This is a genomic window from Streptomyces sp. NPDC048337, from assembly GCF_043201175.1.
Lineage (GTDB): Bacteria > Actinomycetota > Actinomycetes > Streptomycetales > Streptomycetaceae > Streptomyces.
The window spans coordinates 386350-408969 of the sequence record NZ_JBICYR010000002.1; the positions used below are offsets into that span (position 1 = coordinate 386350).

Consider the following 22620-nt stretch of genomic DNA (forward strand, 5'->3'; position numbering starts at 1 on the left):
GCCCTGACCGCCGGTCCTAGCGGACGCGGCCGTACATGTTCGGGTTGTACGCGCTGAAGCTGGAGACCCGGACGTTCTTGCCGGGGCGCGGGGCCTCCAGGTACTGGCCGCCGCCCAGGTAGATGGCGACGTGGTGGATGCCCGAGACCGAGCCGTTCGAGCTCCAGAAGACCAGGTCCCCGCGGCGCAGTTCGGAGCGGGAGATCGGGGTGGTGGCCCGGTACTGGTCGTCGGCGACCCGGGGGAGGGAGATCCCGGCGCTGCGGTAGGCGGCCTGGACCAGGCCCGAGCAGTCCCAGCCGTGCGGGCCGTTGCCGCCCCAGACGTACGGGTCGCCGAGGTGGCTGTTGGCGAAGGCGATGGCCCCCTCGGTGCCCTGACGCAGTGGGGTCCCGGAGCCGGAGGAACCCGAACCGTTCGAGCCCGAGGAGCCCGAGGAGCCGGCCGAGCCGGAGCCGCCCGAGCGGCCCGTGTTGCGCTCGTACTTGTCCTTGTGGCTGGTCCAGCGCCACCAGCCCGTCGCATCCTGGTACCAGTAGACGCGGTCCGTGGCGTCCCAGCCCGCGCGGCCGCGGAAGGTCGGCTCGGAGGTGCGCACCGTGGACGCCGTCCCCTGTGACGCCTGCTTGCCGGCGCGGCCCGACTGGCCGGTCTTCGCCGCGTACTTGTCGTAATGGGAGGTCCAGCGCCACCAGCCGGTCTCGTCCTTGTACCAGTACTTCGACCCGTCCCAGCCGGCCTTCGAGGGTGCGGGCTCGGCCGAGGCGGTGCCCGCTCCGGCGCCCAGCAGCAGGGTGGCGCCGACGGCGGCCACCACGGCACCGCGCACGGTGCAGCGGCGGTGGGCGGCCGAGGCGGTGAGCGCCGTGGTGCCGCGGGCGCAGCCGGTGCAGTCACAGCTGTCGGGTATGTCCTCGGTGAACTCGGGTGTGCGCATGCGTGGTTCCTGTTCCTTCGGGGGTGATTTCTCGGGGGGTGGTTCAGCGGGCGTCGGCGGCGGGGCCGCGCGCCGTGTAGAAGGCCACGGTCAAGTCCTTGACCAGGGCCTTGCGTTCGTAGTCGTCCAGGCTCACGAGGCCCCGGTCGGACATCCGGTGGACGGTGTCGTCGACCGCGTCGATGACGGAGGTGAGGACGGAGTCGCGGTGGCGGGCGTCGATGGCCGCGATCCGGCGGCGCTGCATCGCGGCGGCGACCTCGGGGGCGTACTCGACGTGCAGCGGCCGCGCGGAGAACACCTCGATGCCCACGGCCCGGCATTCGGAGGCGAGCAGCCCGGTCAGCTCGTCGCCGACGGCCTCGGTGTCGCGCAGGGTCTCCGGCTCGGCCTCGCCCGGCGGCCGGAAGGAGTCGGCCGGCATCCGGGAGAGCACCCGGGCCGTCGCGGATTCCACCTGTCCGCGCAGGTAGGCGGCGTGGTCCTCGACGGAGAGCAGGGCCCGGGCGGTGTCCTTGACCCGCCAGACGACGAGGACGACGGCCCGCAGGGCGGTGCCCTCGGCGTCGACGACGGACAGCGGCTCGCTGCGCCAGTGCCGCAGCCGCACGTCGACCCGGGCATGCCGGGGCAGCGGGCTGGACCAGACGAGTCCGGTACGGCGGATCGTGCCGCGGTAGCGGCCGAAGAGGGTCAGGACCCAGGCGTGGCCGGTGCGGCCGCGGCGCAGCCCGGCGAGTGCGGCGAGGGCGAGCAGGGCGCAGGCGGCGAGCGCGGCGGGGGGCCAGGCGTCGGCGAGGGTGCGGGGGAGCGGGCTGTGCGGGCGGAGGTCCGTGTACCGGGCCAGCAGGGCGGCGCCGGTCCCGGCGAGCGCCACGGCGAGCAGGGCCCACCAGCCGGAACAGGCCCGGGCGGGCCGTTCGGCGAGCTTGCGGTCGAGAACGGGCGGCAGGGTCCGCCGGGCGGCCGGGGGAGCGGCGGGAGGCCCTGCGGACCCGGGCCCTGCGGGAGCGGAACCGGCCGGCACGCGCCCGGCGGGCGCCGGTCCGGCGGGGGAGGCCGCGGGGCGGTTCGGGGCGGGGGGCGGGCCCAGGCCCAGGGCGGCCGGCCGCGGTATCGCCCCGCCGACCGCGGGCTGCCGTAGCGTCCGCGGGCCGTCCCGGTCTTCGCCGGACGGGTCCGCCTCCTCGTCCCGGAAGAGCGGACCGAGCACGAGGGGGTCCCGGTAGGGCCGGACCACCACACCGCGGGAGGTTCCGGCCACGGCGGGTATCCGCCCGGGCTTCGTGCCGTCCGCGGCTCCGTCCGCCTCCTCGCCCCCCACTTCCCCGGCCGGCTCTCCGGTCCTGTTCGACGCTTGCGACAAGCCACACCCCTACACGGCCATGGGTGTCAACAGTCCCGTTTCGGATGGCTGTTGACACCACAGAAGACGATCAAGAACGGATTGATCTTCGCGGAATCGTATAAGCCCGACATTCGGGAAAGGTCCTGACAGGCCGGGACTTTGGTCCCTATTCCTGGGGCCATGCGTCCCGTGGGGACACCGGCGGGCGAGAGTGAGACCCTGGCTGCATGGCCTGGAGGGCAAGGAAACCCGAGGTCGACTGGCCCGCGCGGCCGGATACGAGCCTCGTGCTCAACCGCATGGGCACCTTCGACTGGGACCTCGACAGCGGACGGCTGCACCTGGACCCGACCGCCTTGGAGGTGCTCGACCTGCGCCCGGACGAGTTCACCGGCAAACCGGAGGGGCTGCGCGCGCGTGTCGCGCCCCCCGAGGCGGCCCGACTCGACGCCCGGGTCGCGCAGGCGCTCAAGGACGGCCGCAGCCACTACGGCGCCTACGTCCGCAGCCACCGCCGGGACGGGACCCCGGCCTGGACCCACATCCAGGGCCACATCCTGCGGGACCCGCACGGCCGCCCGTACCGGATCATCGGCATCCTCCGCGACGCCGCCCACGACCCCCGCGAGCCCGGGGCGGACGGGGCCGCCGGGGAGCAGGCCGAGGGGCGGCGCCGGATGACCGGGGTCGTCGAGCGGACCACGGCCATCCTCGCCCACGCCCGCACCGTCAACGACGTGACCGACATCCTCAAGGACCCGCAGGCCCTCGGGCACCTCGGCGCGGTCAGCGTGATGCTGGGCGTCGTCGACGGCGGCCGCATCCACCTGGTCGCGGAGGGGCAGCTGGGCACGTACGTACCCGAGATCGAGTACACGCGGATCGACGCGCGGCTCCCCATGAGCGAGGCCGTGCGCACCATGCAGCCGGTCTTCCTCGCGGCGCGGGAGGAGTTCCAGGTCCGCTACCCGGAGCTGTGGCCGTACATCGAGCCGCTGTCCGTCCACAGCGGGGTCTACCTGCCCCTGATCGCCCAGGGGCGGCCCATCGGCGCCCTCGGGCTGCTCTACACCCGGGACGGGGATTTCACCGCCGAGGAGCGGAACGTGCTGATGGCCCTCAGCAGCGGCATCGCGCAGAGCCTCCAGCGGGCCATCCTCTTCGAGCAGGAGCACGACCTGGCGGAGGGGCTCCAGCGGGCCATGCTGCCCCGCCGGATCCCGGAGGTCGCCGGGGCGCTGATCGCCGTACGGTACCGGTCCGCCCGGATGGGGCGGGACGTCGGCGGCGACTGGTACGACGTGATCCCGCTCGGCGAGGGCCGGGTCGGGGTGATGATCGGCGACGTGGAGGGGCACGACACGGACGCGGCCGCCGTCATGGGGCAGCTGCGCATCGCGCTGCGCGCGTACGTGGCCGAGGGGCACACCCCCGGCGCGGCCATGGCGCGGGCCTCGGCCTTCCTGCGCGAACTGGAGACGGAACGGTTCGCCACCTGTACGTACGCCGAAGTGGACCTCACCACCGGAATGCTCCGCCTGGTCCGCGCCGGCCACCTCGACCCGCTCGTCCGGCGCGGCGACGGCAGCGTCCACCGGATCCAGGTGGCGGGCGGCCTCCCGCTCGGGCTGCCGCCCCGTGAGCCGCCCGGTGGCGGTACCGGCACCGGCTATCCGGTCACCAGCCTCGAACTGCACCCCGGCGACACCCTGCTGCTCTGCACCGACGGCCTGATCGAACGGCCCGGCGAGGACTCCGACTCCGGCATGAAGGAGCTCGTCAACGCCGTCCGCGGCGGCCCGGTCGACGTACAGGAACTGGCCGACGTGCTGTGCGACCTGGTCGGCGACTCGGGCGGCGGGGACGACATGGCCCTGCTGGTCCTGCGGCGCCGCGGCACCCCCGCCGCGCGGGGCGGCGGGTCCCTGCGCCACCGGCTGGAACCCGGGGACGCGGACGCCCCGGCGATGGCCCGCCACCTGATCCGGGCGGCGGTGGCGGCCTGGGGGGCGCGGGACCGGGTCGACGAGATCGAACTGGCGGCGGACGAGCTCATGACCAACGCCCTGGTCCACACCGAGGGCGGCGGCCAGGTCAGCATGCGGCTGACGGCGGAGGGGCGGATCCGCATCGAGGTCGAGGACACCAGCAGCGCCCTGCCCAGGCCGCGCGAGGCGGGGGACTGGGCGGTGTCGGGCCGCGGCCTGATGCTGGTGGACAGCCTCTCGGACGCCTGGGGCGTGGAACCGCGGGGCGGCGGCAAGTGCGTATGGTGCGAATTCGCGGCCGCCACAGCCGCCGCCGGCGCAGCCCCCGCCACGGCCGCGGCGCCGGTGCCCGGCTGACCCGGCCCGCGCCCGTCGTCCGCGGGGTCAGGAAGCAGCCGCGGCCAGGAGGACCTCCGCCAGTTCGCCTGGGCGGGAGAACATCGGCCAGTGGCCGGTGTCCATCCGCACCAGTCGCCAGGTGTCGCCGGTCAGCAGGCGGGCCACGTCCTCGGTCGGCTCGGGGCCGTCCAGCAGGCACTTGACGTACGTCGCCGGCAGCTCGCCCAGCGGGCGGGCCAGGACCGCCGGTTCGGACAGGGTGGCTCCGGGGTGCGGGGTGGCGCCGTCCACGAACCGCGCGATCTGCTCCGCGCCGAGGTCCTGGCCCTCGCAGTCGGGCGCGGTCAGCGGCGCCCAGAAGCCGCCGTTCCCGGCGATCGCGGCCTCCAGCTTCGCCGGTCCCTCCCACCACGTGGAGACGAACGACTCACCGTCGGCCGGGACGTTGGAGTCGACGAAGACCACCCGGGCCAGGCGATCGCCGATCCGCTCGGCGGCCTGGCCGACCGGGATGCCCGCGTAGCTGTGCCCGACCAGGACGACATCCCGCAGATCGAGCCGCTCGACCTCCCCGACGATGTCCCGGACGTGCGTCTGCTGCCCGGCCGGCTCGGCGCGTCTCTCGGCGAGGCCCGACAGCGTCAGCGCATGGGCGCCGTGGCCCGCCGCGCGCAGCCGCGGCACCACCTCGTCCCACGCCCACGATCCGAGCCAAGCGCCTGCCACCAGTACGAAGTTCGTCATGATCGGCAATCTAGCGGCAGGCTCTGACAATCGGCCGTCAGAGGCGTACGAGCGTGACCTCGGTGGCCTTCACGCTGGCCCACACCTCGGCGCCGTCGACGATGTCCAGCTCGGCCGCCGCCTCCGGGGTGATCTCCGCGACCAGGTCGGGCGCCCCGGTCGGAGCGATCAGCACGCGCAGCCGGCTGCCGACCGCGGTGATCTCCCGTACGGTGCCCGGCCAGACGTTGCGGGGGCTGCCGTCCGGCTGCTTCCGGTGCACCGACACCGCCTCGGGGGCGATGATCGCCAGCGCCCGCGCCCCCACGGGCAGCGCCTCGGCGACCACCAGTCGGCCCCCGTCGGCGAGGGCCAGCCCGTCGGCCGAAGCGGTGCCCGGCCAGGCGTTGCGCCCCAGCATCCGGGCCACCCACGGGGAGCGCGGATGCCGGGTCACCTCGGGGGGCGGCGCGTCCTGGAGGGTCTGCCCGTCGGCCAGTACGAGGACCCGGTCGGCCAGCGACACCGCCTCGACGGGGTCGTGCGTGACGATGAGGCAGACCCCGCCGAAGCCGGCCAGATGCGTGCGCAGGGTGTGCCGGACGTGGGCCCGCGTCGTCTGGTCGAGGGCGGCGAGCGGTTCGTCGAGCAGCAGCAGCCGGGGGCGCGCGGCCAGGGCGCGAGCCAGGGCAACGCGCTGGGCCTGCCCGCCGGAGAGCTGGGCGGGCCGGCGCTGGGCGAGGTGCCCGACGCCGAGCCGGTCCAGCCAGGCCTGCGCCTCGCGGCGGGCCGCGGCGCGCGGCACCCCGCCGGCGCGCAGCCCGTACGCGGTGTTGGCCAGCGCGGTCAGGTGCGGGAACAGCGCGCCGTCCTGCGGGACCCAGGCCACCTGCCGCTTGTGCGGGGGCAGCGCGGTGACGTCGGTGTCGCCGAGCCTGAGTTCGGCGTGGGCCCGCGGGGTCAGGCCGAGCAGGGCGCGCAGCAGGGTGGTCTTGCCGGCGCCGTTCTCGCCGACCACGGCGATGGTGGTGCCGGGCTCGGCGTCGAGGGTGAGCCGGTTGAAGCCGGTGACGGTCGCGTGCAGGGGCCAGTGGCCGCCTTCGTCCGGCGCGGCCGTCCGTGCGACCAGGGCCGTCCGCGCGTCCGTGACCACCGCCTCGGCGTGGTTCTCCTCGGGCACCGGCTCAGCCTCGGCGGCCTTGCGGGCCACCGGGGTCCCCGTCCAGCGGCCGCGCAGGGCGATGAGTACGGCCATGGCGATGGCGAGGAGCAGCAGCGAGACGGAGGTGGCGGCCTCCGGCTGGTCCTGGAGCAGCAGGTACACCTGGAGCGGCAGGGTCTGGGTGGTGCCGGGCAGGTTGCCGGCGAAGGTGATGGTCGCGCCGAACTCGCCGAGCGCGCGGGCCCAGGTCAGCGCCGCGCCGGCGATCAGGCCGGGGGCCACCATGGGCAGGGTCACCGTGAAGAACACGCGGACCGGCGAGGCGCCGAGGGAGGCGGCGGTCTCCTCGTAGCTCTGCCGGAGGCCGCCGAGGGCCCCTTCCAGGCTGATGACGAGGAACGGCATGGCCACGAAGGTGGCCGCGACGACCGCGCCCGACGTGTGGAAGGGCAGGGTGATCCCGAAGGTGCCCTCCAGCCAGGGCCCGAGCAGCCCGCGCCGGCCGAAGCCGAGCAGCAGGGCGACACCGCCGACGGTCGGCGGCAGGACCATCGGCAGCAGCACGAGCGATCGGACCAGGGCCTTGCCCTTGAAGTCCACGCGGGCCAGCAGCCAGGCGAGCGGCACGCCGAGGAGGAGTGAGAGCCCGAGCGCCCAGAGGGACACCACGAGCGAGAGCCGCAGGGCCTGTTCCACACCGGGACTGGTGAGGTGGGCGCCGAGCTCGCCCCACTGGGTGCGGGTGAGGATGCCGATCAGCGGCAGCAGCAGGAACGCGACGGCGAGCAGCGCGGGGAGCGCCAGGGTCACGGGGGGCCGGTTGCGGAGTTTGCTCATCAGGGTTCCTGGCTGGGGGGCGGCTGTCGGGGAAGCGTATGCGGTGCCCCTGGGGCTGCGGACTTTCGGAACCGTTCGCGGGTCGGGGCGGACCGGTCCGGGCCGGGCCGCGGCGCCGTACCGGTCGCGGCGGGCTGCCCCTACGTGCGGGCCGTCCGTACGGCGTGACGCGTCCCGGATTCCCCCCGTACGGGCGGGTCCGCGCAAAAGGCCGCGGGAGACTGCCTGTCCCCCCGGACCAGGCAGTCTCCCGCGGCCTCCGGTCCGAGGACTACGGCTGCTGGAAGCCCGCGTCCTGGAGGATCTTCTGCGCCTCCGGCGTGCTCAGCCAGGCCAGGAACGCGGCCGCGGCCTCGGCGTTCTTGGACTGCTTGAGCGTGGCGGCCGGGTAGGAGGCCACCGCGTTCTGGTCGTCCGGGATCTCCACCGAGACGACCTTGTCACCGGACTTGATGGAGTCGGTCTTGTAGACGAGACCGGCGTCGGCCTCGCCCAGCTCGACCTTGCTCAGCACGGCGCGGACGTTCGGCTCCTGGGAGACCGGCTTCACCGTGACGCCCTGCTTGTCCAGGATCTCCTTGCTGTACCGGCCCACCGGGACCTCGGGCGCGGCGAGCACGACCTTGATCTTGGTGTCGGCCAGGTCCTTGAGGTCGTCGATCTTGAAGGGGTTGCCCTTGCCGGCGGCGATGACCAGGCGGTTCTTGGTGATGATCTTGGCTTCGCCGGTCTCGGCCTTGAGGCCGTCCATGGTCTTCGTGTCGGCGGTGGCCAGGACGTCGGCGGGCGCGCCCTGCTTGACCTGCGCCGCGAGCTCCTGGGAGCCGGCGAAGGAGAGGGTGACCTTCGTGCCCGGGTGGGCCTTCTCGTACGCGGCACCCGCCGTCTTGAACGCGTCGGTGAGGGAGGAGGCGGCGAGGACGGTGAGGTTCACGGCCTTGGGCTCCGCGGAGGCGGAGGCGGAAGCGGAGGTTTCGGCCTTCTTCTCGCCGTCGGAGCTGCTGTTGCCGCAGGCGGCCAGCGGGACCAGGAGGGCGGCGGTCAGCGCGGCGGCGGCCGCGCGGCGGCGGGTCGGGGTGGTGGACATGAGCGGAGGCTCCTCGAACGGGTCTGCGGACGGCCGGGTGCCGGTACCGCGGGGTGGGTGACCCGCGCCGGTGACGGGCGGAGCGGGTGGGGACGTCAGGTGCGGTCGATGTGCACGCTGGTGGACTTCACGCGGGCGGTGGCCTGCATGCCGACCTCCAGCCCGAGCTCCTCGACGGCCTCACGGGTGAGCAGGGAGACGAGGCGGTGGGGACCCGCCTGGATCTCGACCTGAGCGGCCACATCGCCGAGGCGGACGGCCGTGACGATGCCGGGGAAGGCGTTGCGCGCCGAGGTGTACGGTTCTCCGTCCTCGAGGTGGGCGCCCTGGCCGACCTCGACGGAGAAAGCGGCCAGATCACGGCCGTTGATCAGGCGACGGCCGCCCTCGTCGCGATGGGTCGCGACCCGGCCGGCGTCGGCCCAGCGGCGCGCGGTGTCCGGGCTGACGCCCAGCAGGCGTGCCGCCTGTCCGATTGTGTAGGACTGCATGTGCCACAAGGTAGGGGCAGGCGTGGCGCATTTGCAATTCTCTTGGGATGATGTACATGGCAGATGCCATGGTCGTTGGCATATCCACCAAAAGTCGTTCCGCTTTACCGTGGCCGTCTCGCTAAAGTCGGGGCATGGCTGAAGAGGCAACAGGAACGGAAACGGGATCCGTGCGCGTGGACGCGTGGATCTGGTCCGTGCGGCTGACGAAGACCCGTTCGACCGCGGCGACCGCCTGCCGGGCGGGCCACGTGAAGGTCAACGGGGAGCGCGCGAAGCCGGCGCAGGTGGTGCGGGCGGGTGACGAGGTACGGCTCTTCCACGCCGGGCGCGAGCGGATCGTCGTGGTGCGGCGGCCCGTGTCCAAGCGGGTGGGGGCGCCGGTCGCCGCGGAATGTCTCATCGACAAGAGCCCTCCGCCGCCCACGCCCGTCGAGGCCGCGGCGGTGGGGATCCGGGACCGGGGCGCGGGCCGCCCGACGAAGCGGGAGCGGCGCGAGATCGAGACGCTTCGCGGCCGCTGAGGGCTGCGCCGCGTCCGCGGTGGTCCGCCGGTGCGGCGCCACTGCCGGGGCTCCGCCCCGGACCCCGCGCCTCAAGCGCCGGCGGGGCTGGATGTGGTGCGGCGCCGTTGCCGGGACTCAGCCCCAGGCCCCGCGCCTCAAACGCCGGCGGGGCTGGATTTTGCCCGCCTGAGTGCACAGGTGCGGCTACAAGACCTGGGCTCCGCCCCCGACCCCGCCCGGCGTCCGAGGGTGTAGCCGCGGTGGAGCCGCCGAGCGCTGGACGGACCCCCGCGGGATCGGGCTCGGAACCGTTCAGGCCTTGCGGTACGCGTAGGCCTCGGTGGCGGCCGATTCGACCGCGGCGAGGGGGGCTCCCGCCGAGGCGGCGACCAGGGCCGCCACCGCGCCCTCCACGAACGGGGCGTCCACCAGGCGGGAGCCCGGGGGCAGTTCGTCCTCCAGCAGCAGCGCCTTCACCGTGAGCACCGAGCTGCCCAGGTCCGCCAGCAGGGCGACCCCGGCACCGCGGTCCACCTCCCGCGCGGCCGCGACGATCAACTCCGCGCTCGTGCCGAGGCCGCCCTCGGTGGTGCCGCCCGCCGCGGCCACCGGGGCCATCGGACCGCCCGCCGCCAGGCCCCGCGCCAGCTCGGCCACCGACTCGGCGACCGCCGCGCTGTGCGACACCAGCACGATCCCGACCAGGCCGGCCGCGCCCGTCACGGCGCGCCCTCCGCGACCTCCGCCAGCGCCCCCAGCAGCAGCGCCGACGAGGTGGCCCCGGGATCCTGGTGGCCGATGCTCCGCTCACCCAGGTAGCTCGCCCGGCCCTTGCGCGCCAGCATCGGCACCGTCGCCCGCGCACCGTGCTCCGCCGCGTCCCCGGCCGCCCGGTACGAGGTGCTCAGCGCGGCGACCCCCGGCACCAGGGCGTCCAGCATCGTCTTGTCGCCCGGCGCCGCCCCGCCCAGCTGCGCCACCGCGCCGACCCCCGCGTACAGGGCCTTGCGCAGCTCCTCGTCGGAGACCTCGGCGGCCTCCCCGAGCTCCTTGCCGGTGCGCCGCAGCAGGGTCCCGTACAGCGGTCCCGAGGCGCCGCCGACCGTCGAGATCAGCGTCCGCCCGGCCAGTTGGAGCACCGCCCCCGGCGCCGTCGGGGCCTCCGTGTCCAGGGCGGTCCGTACGGCCGTGAAGCCCCGCAGCAGATTGCTCCCGTGGTCGGCGTCGCCGATGGGGGAGTCGAGCTCGGTCAGCCGGTCCGCCTCGCGCTCCACCGCGGACGCGGCGGCCGCCATCCACCGCCGGAAGAAGTCTGCGTCTCGCACCGGATCTCCTCGCCTCGCACCCGTCTGGCCGGTCCCCGCCACACCTTACGGTCAGCGCCCCCAGCGCAGCGCCGCCGTCTGCACGGGCGCGTCCCACAGCCGCAGCAGCTCCTCGTCGACGCGGCACAGCGTCACCGAACAGCCCGCCATGTCCAGCGAGGTGACGTAGTTGCCGACGAGGGCCCGCGCCACCGGGACGCCGCGTGCGCCCAGCAGCCGCGCCACCTCCGCGTGGAACCCGTACAGCTCCAGCAGCGGCGTCGCCCCCATCCCGTTGATCAGCGCCAGCACCGGCCCGTCGGCCGGGCCGACCTCCGCGAGCTCCTCCAGTACGGCGCCCACCGCGACCTCCGCGATCTCCCGCGCCGACATCATCGGGCGCCGCTCCCGGCCCGGCTCTCCGTGGATCCCGATCCCCAGTTCCAGCTCCCCGTCCGGCAGATCGAAGGTCGGGCTGCCCTTCGCGGGCGTGGTGCAGGCGCTGAGCGCCACGCCGAAGCTGCGCGAGCACTCGCCCACCCGCCGCGCGATCGCCGCGACCCGCTCCAGCGGCGCACCCTCCTCGGCGGCCGCCCCGGCGATCTTCTCGACGAACAGGGTGGCCCCGGTGCCGCGCCGCCCGGCCGTGTAGAGGCTGTCGGTGACCGCGACGTCGTCGTTGACCAGCACCCGCTCGATCCGCAGGCCGTCCTCCTCGGCGAGCTCGGCGGCCATCTCGAAGTTCAGCACGTCACCCGTGTAGTTCTTGACGACGAACAGCACCCCCTGTCCGGCGTCCACGGCCGAGGCGGCCCGCAGCATCTGGTCGGGCACGGGCGAGGTGAACACCTCCCCGGGGCACGCGGCCGACAGCATCCCGTACCCCACGAACCCGGCGTGCAGCGGCTCGTGCCCGGAGCCGCCCCCGGACACCAGCCCGACACGCCCGCCCTCCCGCGCGTCCCGCCGTACGACCACCCGGCGCTCCACGTCGACATCCAGCTCGGGATGGGCGGCCGCCAGCCCCCGCAGGGCGTCGGCGACCACGGTTTCGGGAGTGTTGATGAGCATCTTCACGGTCGTCTCCTCAGTGTTCCGTCGTGCCCGTCCGGCGTGCCTGGCGCGCGACAGGCGGCCACCACCAGCAGTCTGGAGCCAGGGGGCCACCGCAACCGACTCTGCACCACGAAAGGAAGACCTCGTGCCTTCTCGACTCAACCCGTACATCACCTTCGACGGAGACGCCCGGCAGGCCATGGAGTTCTACCAGGCCGTCTTCGGCGGCACGCTGAAGACGAACACCTACGGCGAGTTCGGTGCGAAGGAGGCCGGAGACGCCGCCGACAAGATCATGCACAGCATGCTGGAGACCGACGGCGGCTTCACGCTGATGGGCGCCGACAACCCGCCCGGTCAGCCGCACAGGCGCGGTAACAACATCTCGGTCAGCGTGAGCGGGGAGGACGCCGACGAGCTGCGCGGCTACTGGGACAAGCTCTCCGCCGGCGGCACCGTCACCGTGCCCCTGGAGAAGCAGATGTGGGGCGACGTGTTCGGCATGTGCACCGACCGCTTCGGCATCACGTGGCTGGTCAACATCAACCAGCACCAGGGATAGGAGGGCCCGGAGTTGTCGCGGCAGGGCCCTGGGGCGCGGCCATCGGGTGACGTGCCTCGTGGGTGTCGTGGCAGCCGGGCTTCGTCCGTGGCGCGCTCGCCGCCCTCGGCGACCGGGCCGGGCACTGGACGTAGTCTCCTCCGTGAGCGCGTACGCCTCCCACGCCGTACTGGGCGCCGACGAGTCCTCGGCCCTCCATCCCCCGACCGACCGGAGCGAGGCCGACCGCGCGATCCACGGCCAGGCCAAGGTCGCCTGCGAGCAGGCCTCGACGGCCGCCGTGGGCGACCGCCTCCTCACCGCCCGCGCCGCACGCCGCCGGCCCCCGGCACCGGCCCCGGGCGGAGCCGCAGGGCATCCTGTGCGGGTGCAGCCGAACCTCTCGCAGAACCAACTCCCCGACGCCACCGGCCGGATGGTCGTGTGCGGCGACGACGGCCTGTCGCGCCGCCTCGCGACCGAGCTCCGCGACGTGTACGAGGAGCGCGTGACGCTCGTGGTGCCCGCCGCCCGGGACCCGCAGCCGGCACTCGGGCGGCGCGGGGCGGGCCGCGGGCTCGGCCTGTTCGGCCGGGTGCCGACGGCGCGGGCCCGGGCGGCGGGCGCCGGGCGGTCGCCCGCGAGCGAGCTGCGGGTGGTCGAGGCGGCCGATCCGGACGAGGAGGTGCTGGCCGCGGCCGGGGTGGCCGGGGCCGCCGCGCTGGCCCTCGTGTACGAGGACGACGACACCAACATCCGAGCCGCGCTGGTGGCGCGGCGGCTCAACCCGAGGCTGCGGCTGGTCATCCGGCTCTACAACCGCAAGCTCGGCCAGCACCTGGAGGAACTGCTGGACCAGGCGGCCATCGTCGCCGAACCGGAACTCGACCGGCGGGAGCTCGACTCCTCGACCACGGTGCTCTCGGACGCCGATACGGCGGCCCCCGCCCTGGCCGCCAGCGCCATCGCCGGTACGAGCAAGGTGGTCCAGGCCGACGGGCTGCTGCTGCGGGCGGTGGAGCGTACGCCGCCGGGCCGGGGCGAGGTGGCCGATCCGGGCCTGTGCACGCTCGCCCTGCTGTCCGCCACCGCCAGCGACCCGGCGGGAAGCGAGAGTTCCGTACTGGGCGACGAACGCGGCCTCCAACTGCTCCCGGACGACCGCGCGGTGGCCGCCGCGACCGGACGGGCCATCGTGGCCCTGGAGGCGGTCACCCATGTCGGGCCCGGGCGGTCGGCGGCCCGGTTCAACGCCTCCTCCCTGCCCGTGGGTTACCTGTTCTCGCGGCGGCTGCGCTGGTCGCTGGCCGGCATCTCGCTGGCCGTGACCGCCCTGGCCGTGGCCTCCTGGGTGACCACGGGCGACCACCCGCTGCACGCCGCCTACATCACCCTGCTCGACCTCTTCGCGATCAACGACCCGGCCCTGGGGCAGCCCCCGGAGCGCAAGACGCTGCAGATCCTGGCCGGATTCGTCGGCCTGCTCCTGCTGCCGGTCCTCGTGGCCGCCGCGCTGGAGGCGTTCGGTGCCTTCCGGACGGCCAGCGTCCTGCGCCGGCCGTCCCGCGGCCAGTCGGGGCACGTCGTCCTGCTCGGACTGGGCAAGATCGGGGCGCGGGTCCTGGCGCGGCTGCGGGAGCTGGACATTCCGGTGGTCTGCGTGGAGTCGGATCCGCAGGCCCGCGGCCTGGCACTGGCCCGGAGCCTGCGCGTGCCCGTGGTGCTCGGCGACGTCACCGAGGAAGGGGTGCTGGAGGCCGCCCGCGTCCACCGGGCGCACTCGCTCCTCGCCCTCACCAGCGCCGACACCACCAATCTGGAAGCCGCCCTGTACGCCCGTACGGTCAACCCCGAACTGCGGGTGGTGATGCGGCTGTTCGAGGACGATTTCGCGACCGCCGTCTACCGCACCCTGCGCGCCGCGCACCCCGCCGCCCTCACCCGCAGCCGGAGCGTGACGCACCTCGCCGCGCCCGCGTTCGCGGGGGCGATGATGGGCCGGCAGATCCTCGGCGCCATACCGGTGGAACGCCGGGTGCTGCTCTTCGCGGCCATCGAGGTGGCCGGCCATCCGCAGCTGGAGGGGCGGACGATCGCCGAGTCCTTCCGCCCGGGGGCCTGGCGGGTGATCGCCCTCGACACGGACTCCCCCGAGGACCGCCGCCCCGACCTGTCCAGCGCCCGCGGGGCGGATCCGGCCGGGCGGCCCGGGCTGGTGTGGCAGCTGCACCCCGGCTACGTCCTCAAGGCCGAGGACCGCGTCGTCCTGGCCGCGACCCGCCGGGGCCTCGCCGAGATCCTCGGCCGCAGGGCGGTCCACACTCCGGCGCCGTGAACCACCCCCACCCGCAATTCGTGCATGTGTTCGGTTCGCGGGGTTAGGGTGGTGTCATGCACGCAGTCCAAGGCCTTCAGGGGTCCCTCTTCGACCAGGGGGACGAGATCCGGCTGGGCTCGCTCGCCGGGATCCGGCGTACGGCGCTCGCTGCCGGGGCCTGGGTGGACCACCTGCCCGGCTGGCTGAGCGGCGCCGACGCGCTCTTCGAGCGGCTCGCCGCCGACGTGCCCTGGCGCGCCGAGCGGCGGCAGATGTACGAGCGCGAGGTCGAAGTGCCCCGCCTGCTCGCCTTCTACGGGGAAGGGGAGGAGCTGCCGCACCCCGCCCTCACCGAGGCCCGCGACCTCCTGTCCCGCCACTACGCGCCCGAACTCGGCGAGCCCTTCACCACCGCGGGGCTCTGCCTCTACCGCGACGGCCGCGACAGCGTGGCCTGGCACGGGGACCGCACCGGCCGCTCCTCCACCGAGGACACCATGGTCGCGATCGTCTCCGTCGGAGACCCGCGCGACCTCGCCTTCCGCCCCCGCGACCGCGGCGCCACCCTGCTGCGGCTGCCGCTGGGCCACGGGGACCTCATCGTCATGGGCGGTTCCTGCCAGCGGACCATGGAACACGCGGTGCCGAAGTCGGCGCGGGCCGTCGGCCCCCGCATCAGCGTCCAGTTCCGGCCGCGCGGAGTCCTCTGACCGTCACGACGGGGCGGGGTCCTTGCCGGGCAGGCGGGCCGCCGCCGCGTGGAGGGAGCGCAGGGCCAGCAGCAGGATGCCGATGTCGTCCAGGTACACCGGATCCGGAATCAGATCCACCGGTGAGACCGTGTAGGCCACGGCGACCCAGAAGAGGGCCTTGTCGCGCAGCGGGATCCCGGCGTCGAGCAGCAGCCGCCGGGCCTTGAAGACCCGTACGAGCAGCACGGCCGCGTAGAGCGCGAGTCCGGCCGCGATGACGGCGGCCAGAGTGAGCCAGGCTTTTCCGTCCATTTCGGCCGTATACCCGTATCGCGCGCCCGCGTACCGCGTGGCGCGGACGCTCAGGCGCCCTGCGCGCGCAGCCGCCGGCCGACCTCGCCAAGTCCGTCGGCGAGCGCGTCGAGCTGCTCGGGGGTGAGCACGTCGACGAGGATCTCGCGGACCGTGGCCACGTGGCCGGGCGCCGCCTCGTCCAGCCGGGCGCTGCCGGCCTCGGTGAGGACGGCGAAGACTCCGCGTACGTCGGAGGGGCAGCTGCGGCGGCGGACCAGGCCGGCCTTCTCCATCTGGGTGATCTGGTAGGTCAGCCCGCTCTTGGAGTTGATCAGGCCGTTGGCGAGTTCGGTCATGCGCAGCTCGCGGCCGGGGGCCGCGGCGAGGCGCACGAGGATCTCGTACTGCGGGTGGGAGAGTCCTGAGTCGTCCTTCAGCTGCTGGTCGAGGCGGCGGTTCACCAGGGCCGACGCGGCCAGGAATCCGCTCCAGGCCCGCATCTCGCGCTCGTCCAGCCATCTCGTTTCAGCCATGGGTTCAGGGTACACGGGTTGTTCGAATTTGAATCACTGGTTAGGGTCGATGGCTGGCGGTTCGAATTTGAACAACCTTGTGTCCCCCTGTCCCCAGTCCCTCGGGCCGCCCGACCGGAAGGAACCCCCACGATGACCAGCCCCTCCGTCACCTCGTCGAGCGCGAGCGCGAAGCCGCGGGCGGCCGTGACCGCGCAGGCCGTCGCTCTGTCCACCCCGGGCCACGACGCCGGCCTGCTGCTCCTGCGCCTCGTCCTCGGGCTGACCATGGCCGCGCACGGCTCCCAGAAGCTCTTCGGTTGGTTCGGGGGTGGCGGAGTCAGGGGCACCGGCCAGTTCTTCACCGCCAGCGGCTACCCCGCCGGCGACGCGATGGCCGTCCTCGCCGGCCTGACCGAGACCCTGGGCGGCCTCGGCCTCGCCGTCGGGCTGCTCACCCCGCTCGCCGGCGCCGCCATCGTCGGCACCCTCATCAACGCGATCGCCGTGCACGGCGCGGGATCCTTCTTCGCCCCCGCGGGCGTCGAGTACGAACTGCTGCTGACCGCGGGCGCCGCGGCCCTCGCCCTCACCGGCCCCGGCCGCTACGCCGTCGACCGCTTCCTGCCCGTGCTCCGGGGCCACCGCCTGGCCCACGGCGCCCTCGCCGTCGCCCTCGGTGTCGTCCTCGCCGGTTTGCTGCTCCTCGTGCGGAACTGACGCGCGCGCGAGTGTCCGGGGCCTGACCTGATTGGCCCCGGACATTCGGGGGAAGAGCGTACAAATGACACAACCCATCGAAGACTACGCACTCATCGGCGACCTCATGACGAGCGGACTGGTCGGCCGTGACGGGTCCCTCGACTGGCTGTGCCTGCCCCGCTTCGACTCGGGGGCCTGCTTCGCCAGACTCCTCGGCGACGAGGAGAACGGCCACTGGCGCATCGCCCCCCTCGACGCCGCCGACGGCGAGCGCTGCACCCGCAGGGCCTACGTGGACGGCTCGCTGATCCTGGAGTCCTACTGGGAGACCGACACCGGCACCGTCAAGGTCATCGACTTCATGCCGCAGCGCGACGTCGCCCCCGACGTGATCCGCATCGTCGAGGGCGTCTCCGGCCGGGTCCGGATGGGCAGCACCCTGCGCCTGCGCTTCGACTACGGCCACGTCGTCCCCTGGGTCCGCCGCAGCGACGGCGACCGGGTCGCCGTCGCCGGACCCGACTCCGTCTGGTTCCGCAGCGAACCCCCGGTCCGCACCTGGGGCGAGGACAACAGCACCCGCTCCCAGTTCCCGGTCACCGCCGGCCGGCGCGTCGCCTTCGTCCTCACCTGGCACGCCTCGCACGAGCCGCGCCCCGAGCCCGTCGACCCGTTCGCCGCCTTGGAGCAGAGCCTCGCCGACTGGCGGGAATGGACCGACCGGTGCCGCTACGAGGGCCCCTACCGGGAGGCCGTGACCCGCTCCCTGATCACCCTCAAGGCCCTCACCTACGCCCCGACCGGCGGCATCGCCGCCGCGGCCACCACCTCCCTCCCCGAGGAGCTCGGCGGCGTCCGCAACTGGGACTACCGCTACTGCTGGCTGCGCGATTCCACCCTGACCCTCGGCTCGCTCCTGTCGACCGGCTTCCTCGACGAGGCCCTCGCCTGGCGCGCCTGGCTGCTGCGCGCGGTCGCCGGCGACCCCGCCGACCTCCAGATCATGTACGGCATCGCGGGCGAGCGGCGGATCCCCGAGAGCGAGCTGCCCTGGCTGCGCGGCTACGCCTCCTCCGCCCCCGTGCGCGTCGGCAACGCCGCGGTCGACCAGCTCCAGCTCGACGTCTACGGGGAGGTCCTCGACTCCCTCTACCTGGCCCGTGCCTCCGGGATCCCCTCCGAGCACCACGCCTGGCGGATCCAGCTCGCGCTGCTCGACTTCCTGGAGCAGAACTGGCACCGGCCCGACGAGGGGCTGTGGGAGGTGCGCGGCCCGCGCCGCCACTTCGTCCACTCGAAGGTGATGGCCTGGGTCGCCGCCGACCGGGCCGTGCGGACCCTGGAGCGCGACCCTTCGATGGCGGGCGCCGAGGACGTGGAGCGCTGGCGTGCCATGCGGGACGAGGTCCACCGCGACGTGTGCGCACGGGGCTACGACCCCGAGCGGGGCACCTTCACCCAGTACTACGGCTCCCGGGAGCTCGACGCGGCGACCCTCCTCATCCCCAGGGTCGGCTTCCTGCCGCCCGACGACCCGCGGGTCGTCGGTACCGTCGACGCGGTCCGTGAGGAGCTCGGGCGCAGCGGCCTGGTCCGCCGCTACAGCACCGAAGGCCCCTCCGTCGACGGACTGCCAGGCGACGAAGGAGCCTTCCTGGCCTGCTCGTTCTGGCTGGCCGACGCCCTCCATCTGACGGGCCGGCCCAAGGAGGCCCGCGCCCTCTTCGAGCGGCTGCTGGCCGTACGCAACGACGTGGGGCTGCTCGCCGAGGAGTACGACCCCGTCGCCGGACGCCAACTCGGCAACTTCCCCCAGGCCTTCAGCCACGTCGGCCTGGTCAACACCGCGCTCACCCTGGCCCGGGAGGAAGCGGAAGCGGGGCCTGGAGCCGCCGGTTGAAGGGCAGTTTGCCGAGGACCACGGCCATGCCGCACGTGTCGGTGAGCGCGGAGAAGACGAAACCGGCCCCGATGCCGGCGCTGAGCAGCTGGAACGCCGGGTGCACCAGCAGCCCGAGGAGCAGGCCGAGCAGCACGATCGTCCCGGCGGTGAGCCGGACCTGCCGCTCCATGGCCCAGACCGCCCGGGGGCCCTCGGCGGGGTGGTCGAGCCGGTGACCGCCGGCCGACCAGGCCCGGGTGCCGCCGGTCAGGCTGACCGCGGTGATGCCGTGCTCGGACAGGGTCCGGGCCGCGTTCAGCGAGCGGGCGCCCGAGGCGCACACCAGCAGCAGTTCCTTGTCCACGGCGGCCTGTCGCAGCCGGGGCAGGGAGGCGGTGAGCCGGTCGAGGGGGACGTTCAGTGCGCCGGGGAGGTGGCCGGAGGCGTACTCGCCCGGGGTGCGGACGTCGATGACGGCGAACTCCTCCCGGCGGGAGTGGGCCTGGCTGACGCTGAGGACGGCGGGAGTGGCCATGCCGCGGATCATAGGCGCGGCGCTCCCGTCAGGCCAGCAGGCCCGCCTTGCGGTCGGCCTCGCGGCGGTGCAGGAGGTCGGCGGTGGCCGCGTCGGCGGGGAGGAAGGCCTCCAGGTGGAGCTCGGCCAGGGTGACGTCCACGGCCGTGGCGAAGGAGGTGAGGGTGGTCAGCAGCCGCAGTTCGCCGCCGGAGGTGCGCAGCCGCAGCGGTACCGCGAAGCCGAGGTGGTCCGGCCCGGGCGGCGCCTCCGCGGGCAGGTAGCCGCGCAACTCCGCTATCAGCCTGTCCAGTTCGGGGTCGGGGTGGGCCTGCGCGCGACTGCGGAGGCTCTCCACGATGTGCCGGCCCCACGCCGCCAGGTTCAGTACGCGCGGCGCCATGCCCTGGGGGTGCAGCGCGAGCCGCAGTACGTTGACCGGCGCCGCGAGCAGGTGCGCGGCCGCGCCCTCGGCGATCACCCCGAACGCCTCGTTCGCCAGGACCAGTTCACCGCGCGCGCCGGCGACCACCGCCGGGTACGGCAGATGGCCGGTCAGGACGGTGCGCGGGGCGGTCATGGCCGGCTCCAGGGCGGCGCCGTCCCGCGGTGATTCGGCGTAGGCCGGGGCGTAACCAGCTGCCAGCAGGAGGGAGTTGCGCTCCCGGAGGGTCAGCCCCAGGGACTCGGCGAGCCGCACCACCATCGCCCGTCCCGGCCTCGACCGGCCGCTCTCGATGAAGCTGAGGTGGCGCTGCGTGGTACCGGCGAGCACGGCCAGTTCGAGCTGGCTCATGCGGCGCAGCGCCCGCCGGCGGCGCACTTCGAGGGAGAAGGGGGTGGGCACGGCGGGGGCGGTGGTGGTGGCCATGGCCCCCTTTCTAGCCGCTGCCCCGCGGACCCGGCGATTCCCCGGAGGGAATTGCCGTGCGTGTCCCGGCCCGCGCAGCATCGGCACCCGTAAGGACCTACGGATCGACGGAACCGCCCTGGAGGCCGGGATGCGTGCGTACCACCTGGAAGCGTTCGGCGACATCGACGGGATCGTGCTGCGTGACGGCGGGCCCGCGATTCCGGAGCCGGCCGGCCCGAACGACATCGTCGTCGCGGTGAAGGCGGCCTCGCTCAACCGGCGCGACCTGATGATCCTTCAGGGGCGCTACCCGCTGCCCGCCGTCCCCGGGGGTCGTCGCCCTCAGCGACTGCGCGGGCGAGGTCATCGCCGTGGGCGGGGCGGTGACCCGCTTCGCGGTCGGTGACCGCGTCGCCGGCACGTACTTCCCGCGCTGGCGCTCCGGCCGGATCAGCCCGGACGCCATCGACCAGCCCGGCTGCACCCTCGACGGCATGCTGGCGCAGTACGCCGTCGTCGGCACCGGGAGACCTCCGGTGCCGACGGTGCAATGGACCGCTCTGCCACAGCCCCGCACCCTGGCGGGACCGCGCGATCCGGTTGCCGCGACCTTACGCGGCGATCTCCTCGCCGTCCTCCGGAATACTGACCAGCCAGCGCGTCTCGCGCCGCGGCCGCAGGTACAGCGCCCAGTACAGGGTGGCCGCGGCGGTGATCCCGCCGGTCCACAGCAGGTACTGGGTGTCCTGCTTGACCAGGATGTACGCGAAGACGACGATCAGCGCGATCGGCACGGCCGGCCACAGCGGCATGCGCCAGGCGACCGTCTCGCGGTGCGCCCCTCGCCGGCTGAACAGCGAGGCCACCGCGACGAGCAGGTACATGCCGGTCACGGAGACGCCGGTGACCCCGTACAGGGTGTCGAGGTTGACGAAGCACAGCGCCGCGCCCGGGACACCGACGACCAGGGTGGCCACCCACGGCGAGCCGAAGCGGCCCAGCTTGGACAGGGCGTTGTTCACCGGCATCGGCCAGGCCTTGTCGCGGGCGGAGGCGAAGAGCACGCGCGAGTTCTGGATGACCATGACGATGCCCGCGTTGATGATGGCGAGGGCGACGCACAGGCTCACGAAGGTGCCGACGGCCGAGTTGGACCAGGCGGTGACCATCCCGCCGAGGTCGCCGGCGGCCAGCGCGTCCAGGTCGGGGGAACCCATGGTGATGGCGATGACCGGGACGAGGATGACGGCCGTGGAGATGGCGAGCGTCAGGAGCACGGTGCGGGCGACGTTGCGCCGCGGGTTCTCCAGCTCCTCCGAGAGGTAGACGGCCGTGGAGAAGCCCTGGGTGACGAACAGGGCGATGGCGAGTCCGGCGATGACCATTCCCGCGGTGACCGCGGAGGTGCCGCCGCCCTCGGCCGCGACCGTGCCGTGCACGAGCGCGTCGGCGCCGCGCTCGCTGTGCGCGAAGCCCAGTACGGCGACGAGCGCCGCGGCGATGACTTCGAGCACCAGGAAGATGCCGGTGATCCAGGCGTTGGCCCTCAGGTCGAGGAGTCCGGCGAGGGTGGCGAGCAGCATGACGCCGCCGCCCGCGACCGGTGCCGGTATGTCGATCACCGGGGCGAGGTAGTCGGCCGTGCCCATGGCGATCACGGGCGGCACGATCATGACGACCAGCAGGGACAGGACGAAGACCAGCCACCCGGCGAGCCGGCCGGCCATGGTGGAGACCATCGCGTACTCGCCGCCCGCGCTGGGGATGAGCGTGCCCAGCTCGGAGTAGCAGAACGCGACGCCGATGCAGAGCAGTGAGCCGATGGCGATGGTGAGGGCCGTCCACGTGCCGAGGCTCGCGAAGAGGTCGGGAACTACGACGAAGAGGGTCGAGGCCGGCGTCACGCACGAGAGCGTGAGGAGAGTGCCTCCGACGACGCCGATGGAACGCTTGAGCTTCTGGGGGACGGGCCCGGTGGCGGGGGAGAGGGCCTGTGGTGCGCTGATCGTGTCAGTCATCGGTGCGGGGTTCCGATCGGCAGATGCGGTGAATGAGAGGGGAGCGGTATCGCCTCCGAGGCGGTGGTGAGCAAGTGGTTCCGTGGCTCCCGGGCCGACATGCAATCTCTGCGAGAACCGCAGGTCAATAGCTGTTTACCTGCGGATTCCGTCGTCCAGGGCCTGCCCGGCCCCGGTCCGCGACGTAAAGACCGTGTTAAGGCTGCACGAGCGGTGTGTGCGGGAACCGCAGCCCGCCCGCGGAAGAATTTCCCTCCGCTTTGCCGGACCGGGTGATCCGGCTACCGCGCACCGGGGTCGGCCAGGACCAGGTCCGCGCTCGTACCGATCCCGCCCGGCAGCGCGCCCGACAGCTCGGCCACCGCGGCGGCCACCGAGGCGCTGTCGTCGCGGGCTCGGCGACGGTGGCGGCCTCCGGCGCGTCCAAGGCCGTACGCAGGGCGTCCATCAGCAGCGTCACCGAATCGGCCCCGGCGTCCGGGTGCCCGATGCTGTCCCGGGCGGCCGGGGCCGCGGC

22 protein-coding genes and 1 pseudogene are annotated in these 22620 nt (G+C 73.9%); 9 read left to right on the forward strand and 14 right to left on the reverse strand.

Features of this window, described 5'->3' with window-relative positions; translation table 11 throughout:
• Positions 1-16: 16 nt before the first annotated feature.
• A complete protein-coding gene (locus ACGFYU_RS04825; RefSeq protein WP_393825797.1) occupies positions 17-937 on the reverse strand; it encodes a C40 family peptidase in 921 nt (306 codons plus the stop codon).
• A gap of 43 nt (positions 938-980) precedes the next feature.
• Positions 981-2201, reverse strand: coding sequence for an SPFH domain-containing protein (locus ACGFYU_RS04830; protein WP_393825798.1), 1221 nt, complete (start codon positions 2199-2201; stop codon positions 981-983).
• Positions 2202-2512: 311 nt separating this feature from the next.
• On the opposite strand from ACGFYU_RS04830, the gene ACGFYU_RS04835 reads away from it, so the two are divergent.
• The gene (locus tag ACGFYU_RS04835) at positions 2513-4630 is read left to right on the forward strand and encodes a SpoIIE family protein phosphatase (protein WP_393825799.1); all 2118 of its coding nucleotides are present in this window, start codon (positions 2513-2515) and stop codon (positions 4628-4630) included.
• Positions 4631-4657: 27 nt separating this feature from the next.
• Here ACGFYU_RS04835 and ACGFYU_RS04840 read toward each other — a convergent pair whose 3' ends face one another.
• The 4 genes from ACGFYU_RS04840 to ACGFYU_RS04855 all read right to left on the reverse strand — a co-directional run bounded on the left by ACGFYU_RS04840 (position 4658) and on the right by ACGFYU_RS04855 (position 8912).
• Positions 4658-5356 carry an alpha/beta fold hydrolase gene (locus tag ACGFYU_RS04840; protein ID WP_393825800.1) on the reverse strand — a complete coding sequence of 233 codons (699 nt, stop codon included), beginning with the start codon at positions 5354-5356 and terminating at the stop codon, positions 4658-4660.
• A 37-nt stretch (positions 5357-5393) separates the two neighbouring features.
• Positions 5394-7334 carry an ABC transporter permease gene (locus ACGFYU_RS04845; protein ID WP_393825801.1) on the reverse strand — a complete coding sequence of 647 codons (1941 nt, stop codon included), beginning with the start codon at positions 7332-7334 and terminating at the stop codon, positions 5394-5396.
• A 271-nt stretch (positions 7335-7605) separates the two neighbouring features.
• Complete coding sequence (gene modA / locus ACGFYU_RS04850; protein ID WP_393825802.1) at positions 7606-8421, reverse strand: molybdate ABC transporter substrate-binding protein; 816 nt, start codon at positions 8419-8421, stop codon at positions 7606-7608.
• Between the two features lie 95 nt (positions 8422-8516).
• A complete protein-coding gene (locus ACGFYU_RS04855; protein WP_382643398.1) occupies positions 8517-8912 on the reverse strand; it encodes a molybdopterin-binding protein in 396 nt (131 codons plus the stop codon).
• A 134-nt stretch (positions 8913-9046) separates the two neighbouring features.
• Between ACGFYU_RS04855 and ACGFYU_RS04860 the strand changes: the two genes are divergently transcribed.
• Positions 9047-9436, forward strand: a complete 390-nt coding sequence (locus ACGFYU_RS04860; RefSeq protein ID WP_393825803.1) for an RNA-binding S4 domain-containing protein — start codon at positions 9047-9049, stop codon at positions 9434-9436.
• A gap of 294 nt (positions 9437-9730) precedes the next feature.
• On the opposite strand, the gene ACGFYU_RS04865 is transcribed toward ACGFYU_RS04860, so the two are convergent.
• The 3 genes from ACGFYU_RS04865 to dhaK are packed head-to-tail and all read right to left on the reverse strand — an operon-like array spanning position 9731 to position 11799.
• Positions 9731-10141: a PTS-dependent dihydroxyacetone kinase phosphotransferase subunit DhaM gene (locus tag ACGFYU_RS04865; RefSeq protein WP_393825804.1), complete on the reverse strand. Its 411-nt coding sequence runs from the start codon at positions 10139-10141 to the stop codon at positions 9731-9733.
• Positions 10138-10743, reverse strand: a complete 606-nt coding sequence (gene dhaL / locus ACGFYU_RS04870; protein WP_393825805.1) for a dihydroxyacetone kinase subunit DhaL — start codon at positions 10741-10743, stop codon at positions 10138-10140. The genes ACGFYU_RS04865 and dhaL overlap by 4 nt, the downstream gene beginning before the upstream one ends.
• A gap of 51 nt (positions 10744-10794) precedes the next feature.
• Positions 10795-11799 carry a dihydroxyacetone kinase subunit DhaK gene (dhaK, locus tag ACGFYU_RS04875; RefSeq protein WP_393825806.1) on the reverse strand — a complete coding sequence of 335 codons (1005 nt, stop codon included), beginning with the start codon at positions 11797-11799 and terminating at the stop codon, positions 10795-10797.
• A gap of 124 nt (positions 11800-11923) precedes the next feature.
• On the opposite strand from dhaK, the gene ACGFYU_RS04880 reads away from it, so the two are divergent.
• The 3 genes from ACGFYU_RS04880 to ACGFYU_RS04890 all read left to right on the forward strand — a co-directional run bounded on the left by ACGFYU_RS04880 (position 11924) and on the right by ACGFYU_RS04890 (position 15346).
• Positions 11924-12340 (forward strand): VOC family protein, encoded by a 417-nt coding sequence (locus ACGFYU_RS04880; protein ID WP_393825807.1) that lies wholly within the window; start codon positions 11924-11926, stop codon positions 12338-12340.
• A 415-nt stretch (positions 12341-12755) separates the two neighbouring features.
• Positions 12756-14654 (forward strand): potassium channel family protein, encoded by a 1899-nt coding sequence (locus tag ACGFYU_RS04885; RefSeq protein ID WP_393825986.1) that lies wholly within the window; start codon positions 12756-12758, stop codon positions 14652-14654.
• Positions 14655-14710: 56 nt separating this feature from the next.
• Positions 14711-15346, forward strand: coding sequence for an alpha-ketoglutarate-dependent dioxygenase AlkB (locus tag ACGFYU_RS04890; RefSeq protein WP_393825808.1), 636 nt, complete (start codon positions 14711-14713; stop codon positions 15344-15346).
• A gap of 3 nt (positions 15347-15349) precedes the next feature.
• Here ACGFYU_RS04890 and ACGFYU_RS04895 read toward each other — a convergent pair whose 3' ends face one another.
• Both ACGFYU_RS04895 and ACGFYU_RS04900 read right to left on the reverse strand, forming a co-directional pair.
• Positions 15350-15640 (reverse strand): YkvA family protein, encoded by a 291-nt coding sequence (locus ACGFYU_RS04895; protein WP_393825809.1) that lies wholly within the window; start codon positions 15638-15640, stop codon positions 15350-15352.
• A gap of 50 nt (positions 15641-15690) precedes the next feature.
• Positions 15691-16155 carry a MarR family winged helix-turn-helix transcriptional regulator gene (locus ACGFYU_RS04900; RefSeq protein WP_215013254.1) on the reverse strand — a complete coding sequence of 155 codons (465 nt, stop codon included), beginning with the start codon at positions 16153-16155 and terminating at the stop codon, positions 15691-15693.
• Positions 16156-16287: 132 nt separating this feature from the next.
• Here ACGFYU_RS04900 and ACGFYU_RS04905 point away from each other — a divergent pair, with 132 nt between their 5' ends.
• Both ACGFYU_RS04905 and ACGFYU_RS04910 read left to right on the forward strand, forming a co-directional pair.
• Complete coding sequence (locus tag ACGFYU_RS04905) at positions 16288-16854, forward strand: DoxX family protein (RefSeq protein ID WP_393825810.1); 567 nt, start codon at positions 16288-16290, stop codon at positions 16852-16854.
• Positions 16855-16918: 64 nt separating this feature from the next.
• A complete protein-coding gene (locus tag ACGFYU_RS04910; protein ID WP_393825811.1) occupies positions 16919-18736 on the forward strand; it encodes a glycoside hydrolase family 15 protein in 1818 nt (605 codons plus the stop codon).
• Here the strand turns inward: ACGFYU_RS04910 and ACGFYU_RS04915 are convergent.
• Both ACGFYU_RS04915 and ACGFYU_RS04920 read right to left on the reverse strand, forming a co-directional pair.
• Entirely contained in the window at positions 18687-19253 is a 567-nt protein-coding gene (locus ACGFYU_RS04915; protein ID WP_393825812.1) for a rhodanese-like domain-containing protein, read from the reverse strand. The two genes, ACGFYU_RS04910 and ACGFYU_RS04915, sit on opposite strands and share 50 nt — an antisense overlap.
• Positions 19254-19281: 28 nt before the next feature.
• Positions 19282-20103, reverse strand: coding sequence for a helix-turn-helix transcriptional regulator (locus tag ACGFYU_RS04920; RefSeq protein WP_393825813.1), 822 nt, complete (start codon positions 20101-20103; stop codon positions 19282-19284).
• A gap of 130 nt (positions 20104-20233) precedes the next feature.
• On the opposite strand from ACGFYU_RS04920, the gene ACGFYU_RS04925 reads away from it, so the two are divergent.
• Both ACGFYU_RS04925 and ACGFYU_RS04930 read left to right on the forward strand, forming a co-directional pair.
• Complete coding sequence (locus ACGFYU_RS04925) at positions 20234-20491, forward strand: hypothetical protein (protein ID WP_393825814.1); 258 nt, start codon at positions 20234-20236, stop codon at positions 20489-20491.
• A pseudogene (locus ACGFYU_RS04930) lies at positions 20457-20543 on the forward strand (hypothetical protein); the annotation flags it as partial. The gene ACGFYU_RS04925 and the pseudogene ACGFYU_RS04930, both read left to right, overlap by 35 nt.
• A gap of 153 nt (positions 20544-20696) precedes the next feature.
• Here the strand turns inward: ACGFYU_RS04930 and ACGFYU_RS04935 are convergent.
• Positions 20697-22103 (reverse strand): APC family permease, encoded by a 1407-nt coding sequence (locus ACGFYU_RS04935; protein WP_393825815.1) that lies wholly within the window; start codon positions 22101-22103, stop codon positions 20697-20699.
• Positions 22104-22620 lie beyond the last annotated feature (517 nt).

Bases quoted from the DNA above. Each gene is read 5' to 3' on its own strand.
- ACGFYU_RS04840 (WP_393825800.1), bottom strand. From the start codon at position 5,356: ATGACGAACTTCGTACTGGTGGCAGGCGCTTGGCTCGGATCGTGGGCG.
- ACGFYU_RS04910 (WP_393825811.1), top strand. From the start codon at position 16,919: ATGACACAACCCATCGAAGACTACGCACTCATCGGCGACCTCATGACG.
- modA (WP_393825802.1), bottom strand. From the start codon at position 8,421: ATGTCCACCACCCCGACCCGCCGCCGCGCGGCCGCCGCCGCGCTGACC.
- ACGFYU_RS04835 (WP_393825799.1), top strand. From the start codon at position 2,513: ATGGCCTGGAGGGCAAGGAAACCCGAGGTCGACTGGCCCGCGCGGCCG.
- ACGFYU_RS04900 (WP_215013254.1), bottom strand. From the start codon at position 16,155: ATGGCTGAAACGAGATGGCTGGACGAGCGCGAGATGCGGGCCTGGAGC.
- ACGFYU_RS04885 (WP_393825986.1), top strand. From the start codon at position 12,756: ATGGTCGTGTGCGGCGACGACGGCCTGTCGCGCCGCCTCGCGACCGAG.
- ACGFYU_RS04855 (WP_382643398.1), bottom strand. From the start codon at position 8,912: ATGCAGTCCTACACAATCGGACAGGCGGCACGCCTGCTGGGCGTCAGC.
- ACGFYU_RS04915 (WP_393825812.1), bottom strand. From the start codon at position 19,253: ATGGCCACTCCCGCCGTCCTCAGCGTCAGCCAGGCCCACTCCCGCCGG.
- ACGFYU_RS04895 (WP_393825809.1), bottom strand. From the start codon at position 15,640: ATGGACGGAAAAGCCTGGCTCACTCTGGCCGCCGTCATCGCGGCCGGA.
- ACGFYU_RS04845 (WP_393825801.1), bottom strand. From the start codon at position 7,334: ATGAGCAAACTCCGCAACCGGCCCCCCGTGACCCTGGCGCTCCCCGCG.
- ACGFYU_RS04890 (WP_393825808.1), top strand. From the start codon at position 14,711: ATGCACGCAGTCCAAGGCCTTCAGGGGTCCCTCTTCGACCAGGGGGAC.
- ACGFYU_RS04920 (WP_393825813.1), bottom strand. From the start codon at position 20,103: ATGGCCACCACCACCGCCCCCGCCGTGCCCACCCCCTTCTCCCTCGAA.
- ACGFYU_RS04935 (WP_393825815.1), bottom strand. From the start codon at position 22,103: ATGACTGACACGATCAGCGCACCACAGGCCCTCTCCCCCGCCACCGGG.
- ACGFYU_RS04825 (WP_393825797.1), bottom strand. From the start codon at position 937: ATGCGCACACCCGAGTTCACCGAGGACATACCCGACAGCTGTGACTGC.
- ACGFYU_RS04860 (WP_393825803.1), top strand. From the start codon at position 9,047: ATGGCTGAAGAGGCAACAGGAACGGAAACGGGATCCGTGCGCGTGGAC.
- ACGFYU_RS04925 (WP_393825814.1), top strand. From the start codon at position 20,234: ATGCGTGCGTACCACCTGGAAGCGTTCGGCGACATCGACGGGATCGTG.
- ACGFYU_RS04905 (WP_393825810.1), top strand. From the start codon at position 16,288: ATGACCAGCCCCTCCGTCACCTCGTCGAGCGCGAGCGCGAAGCCGCGG.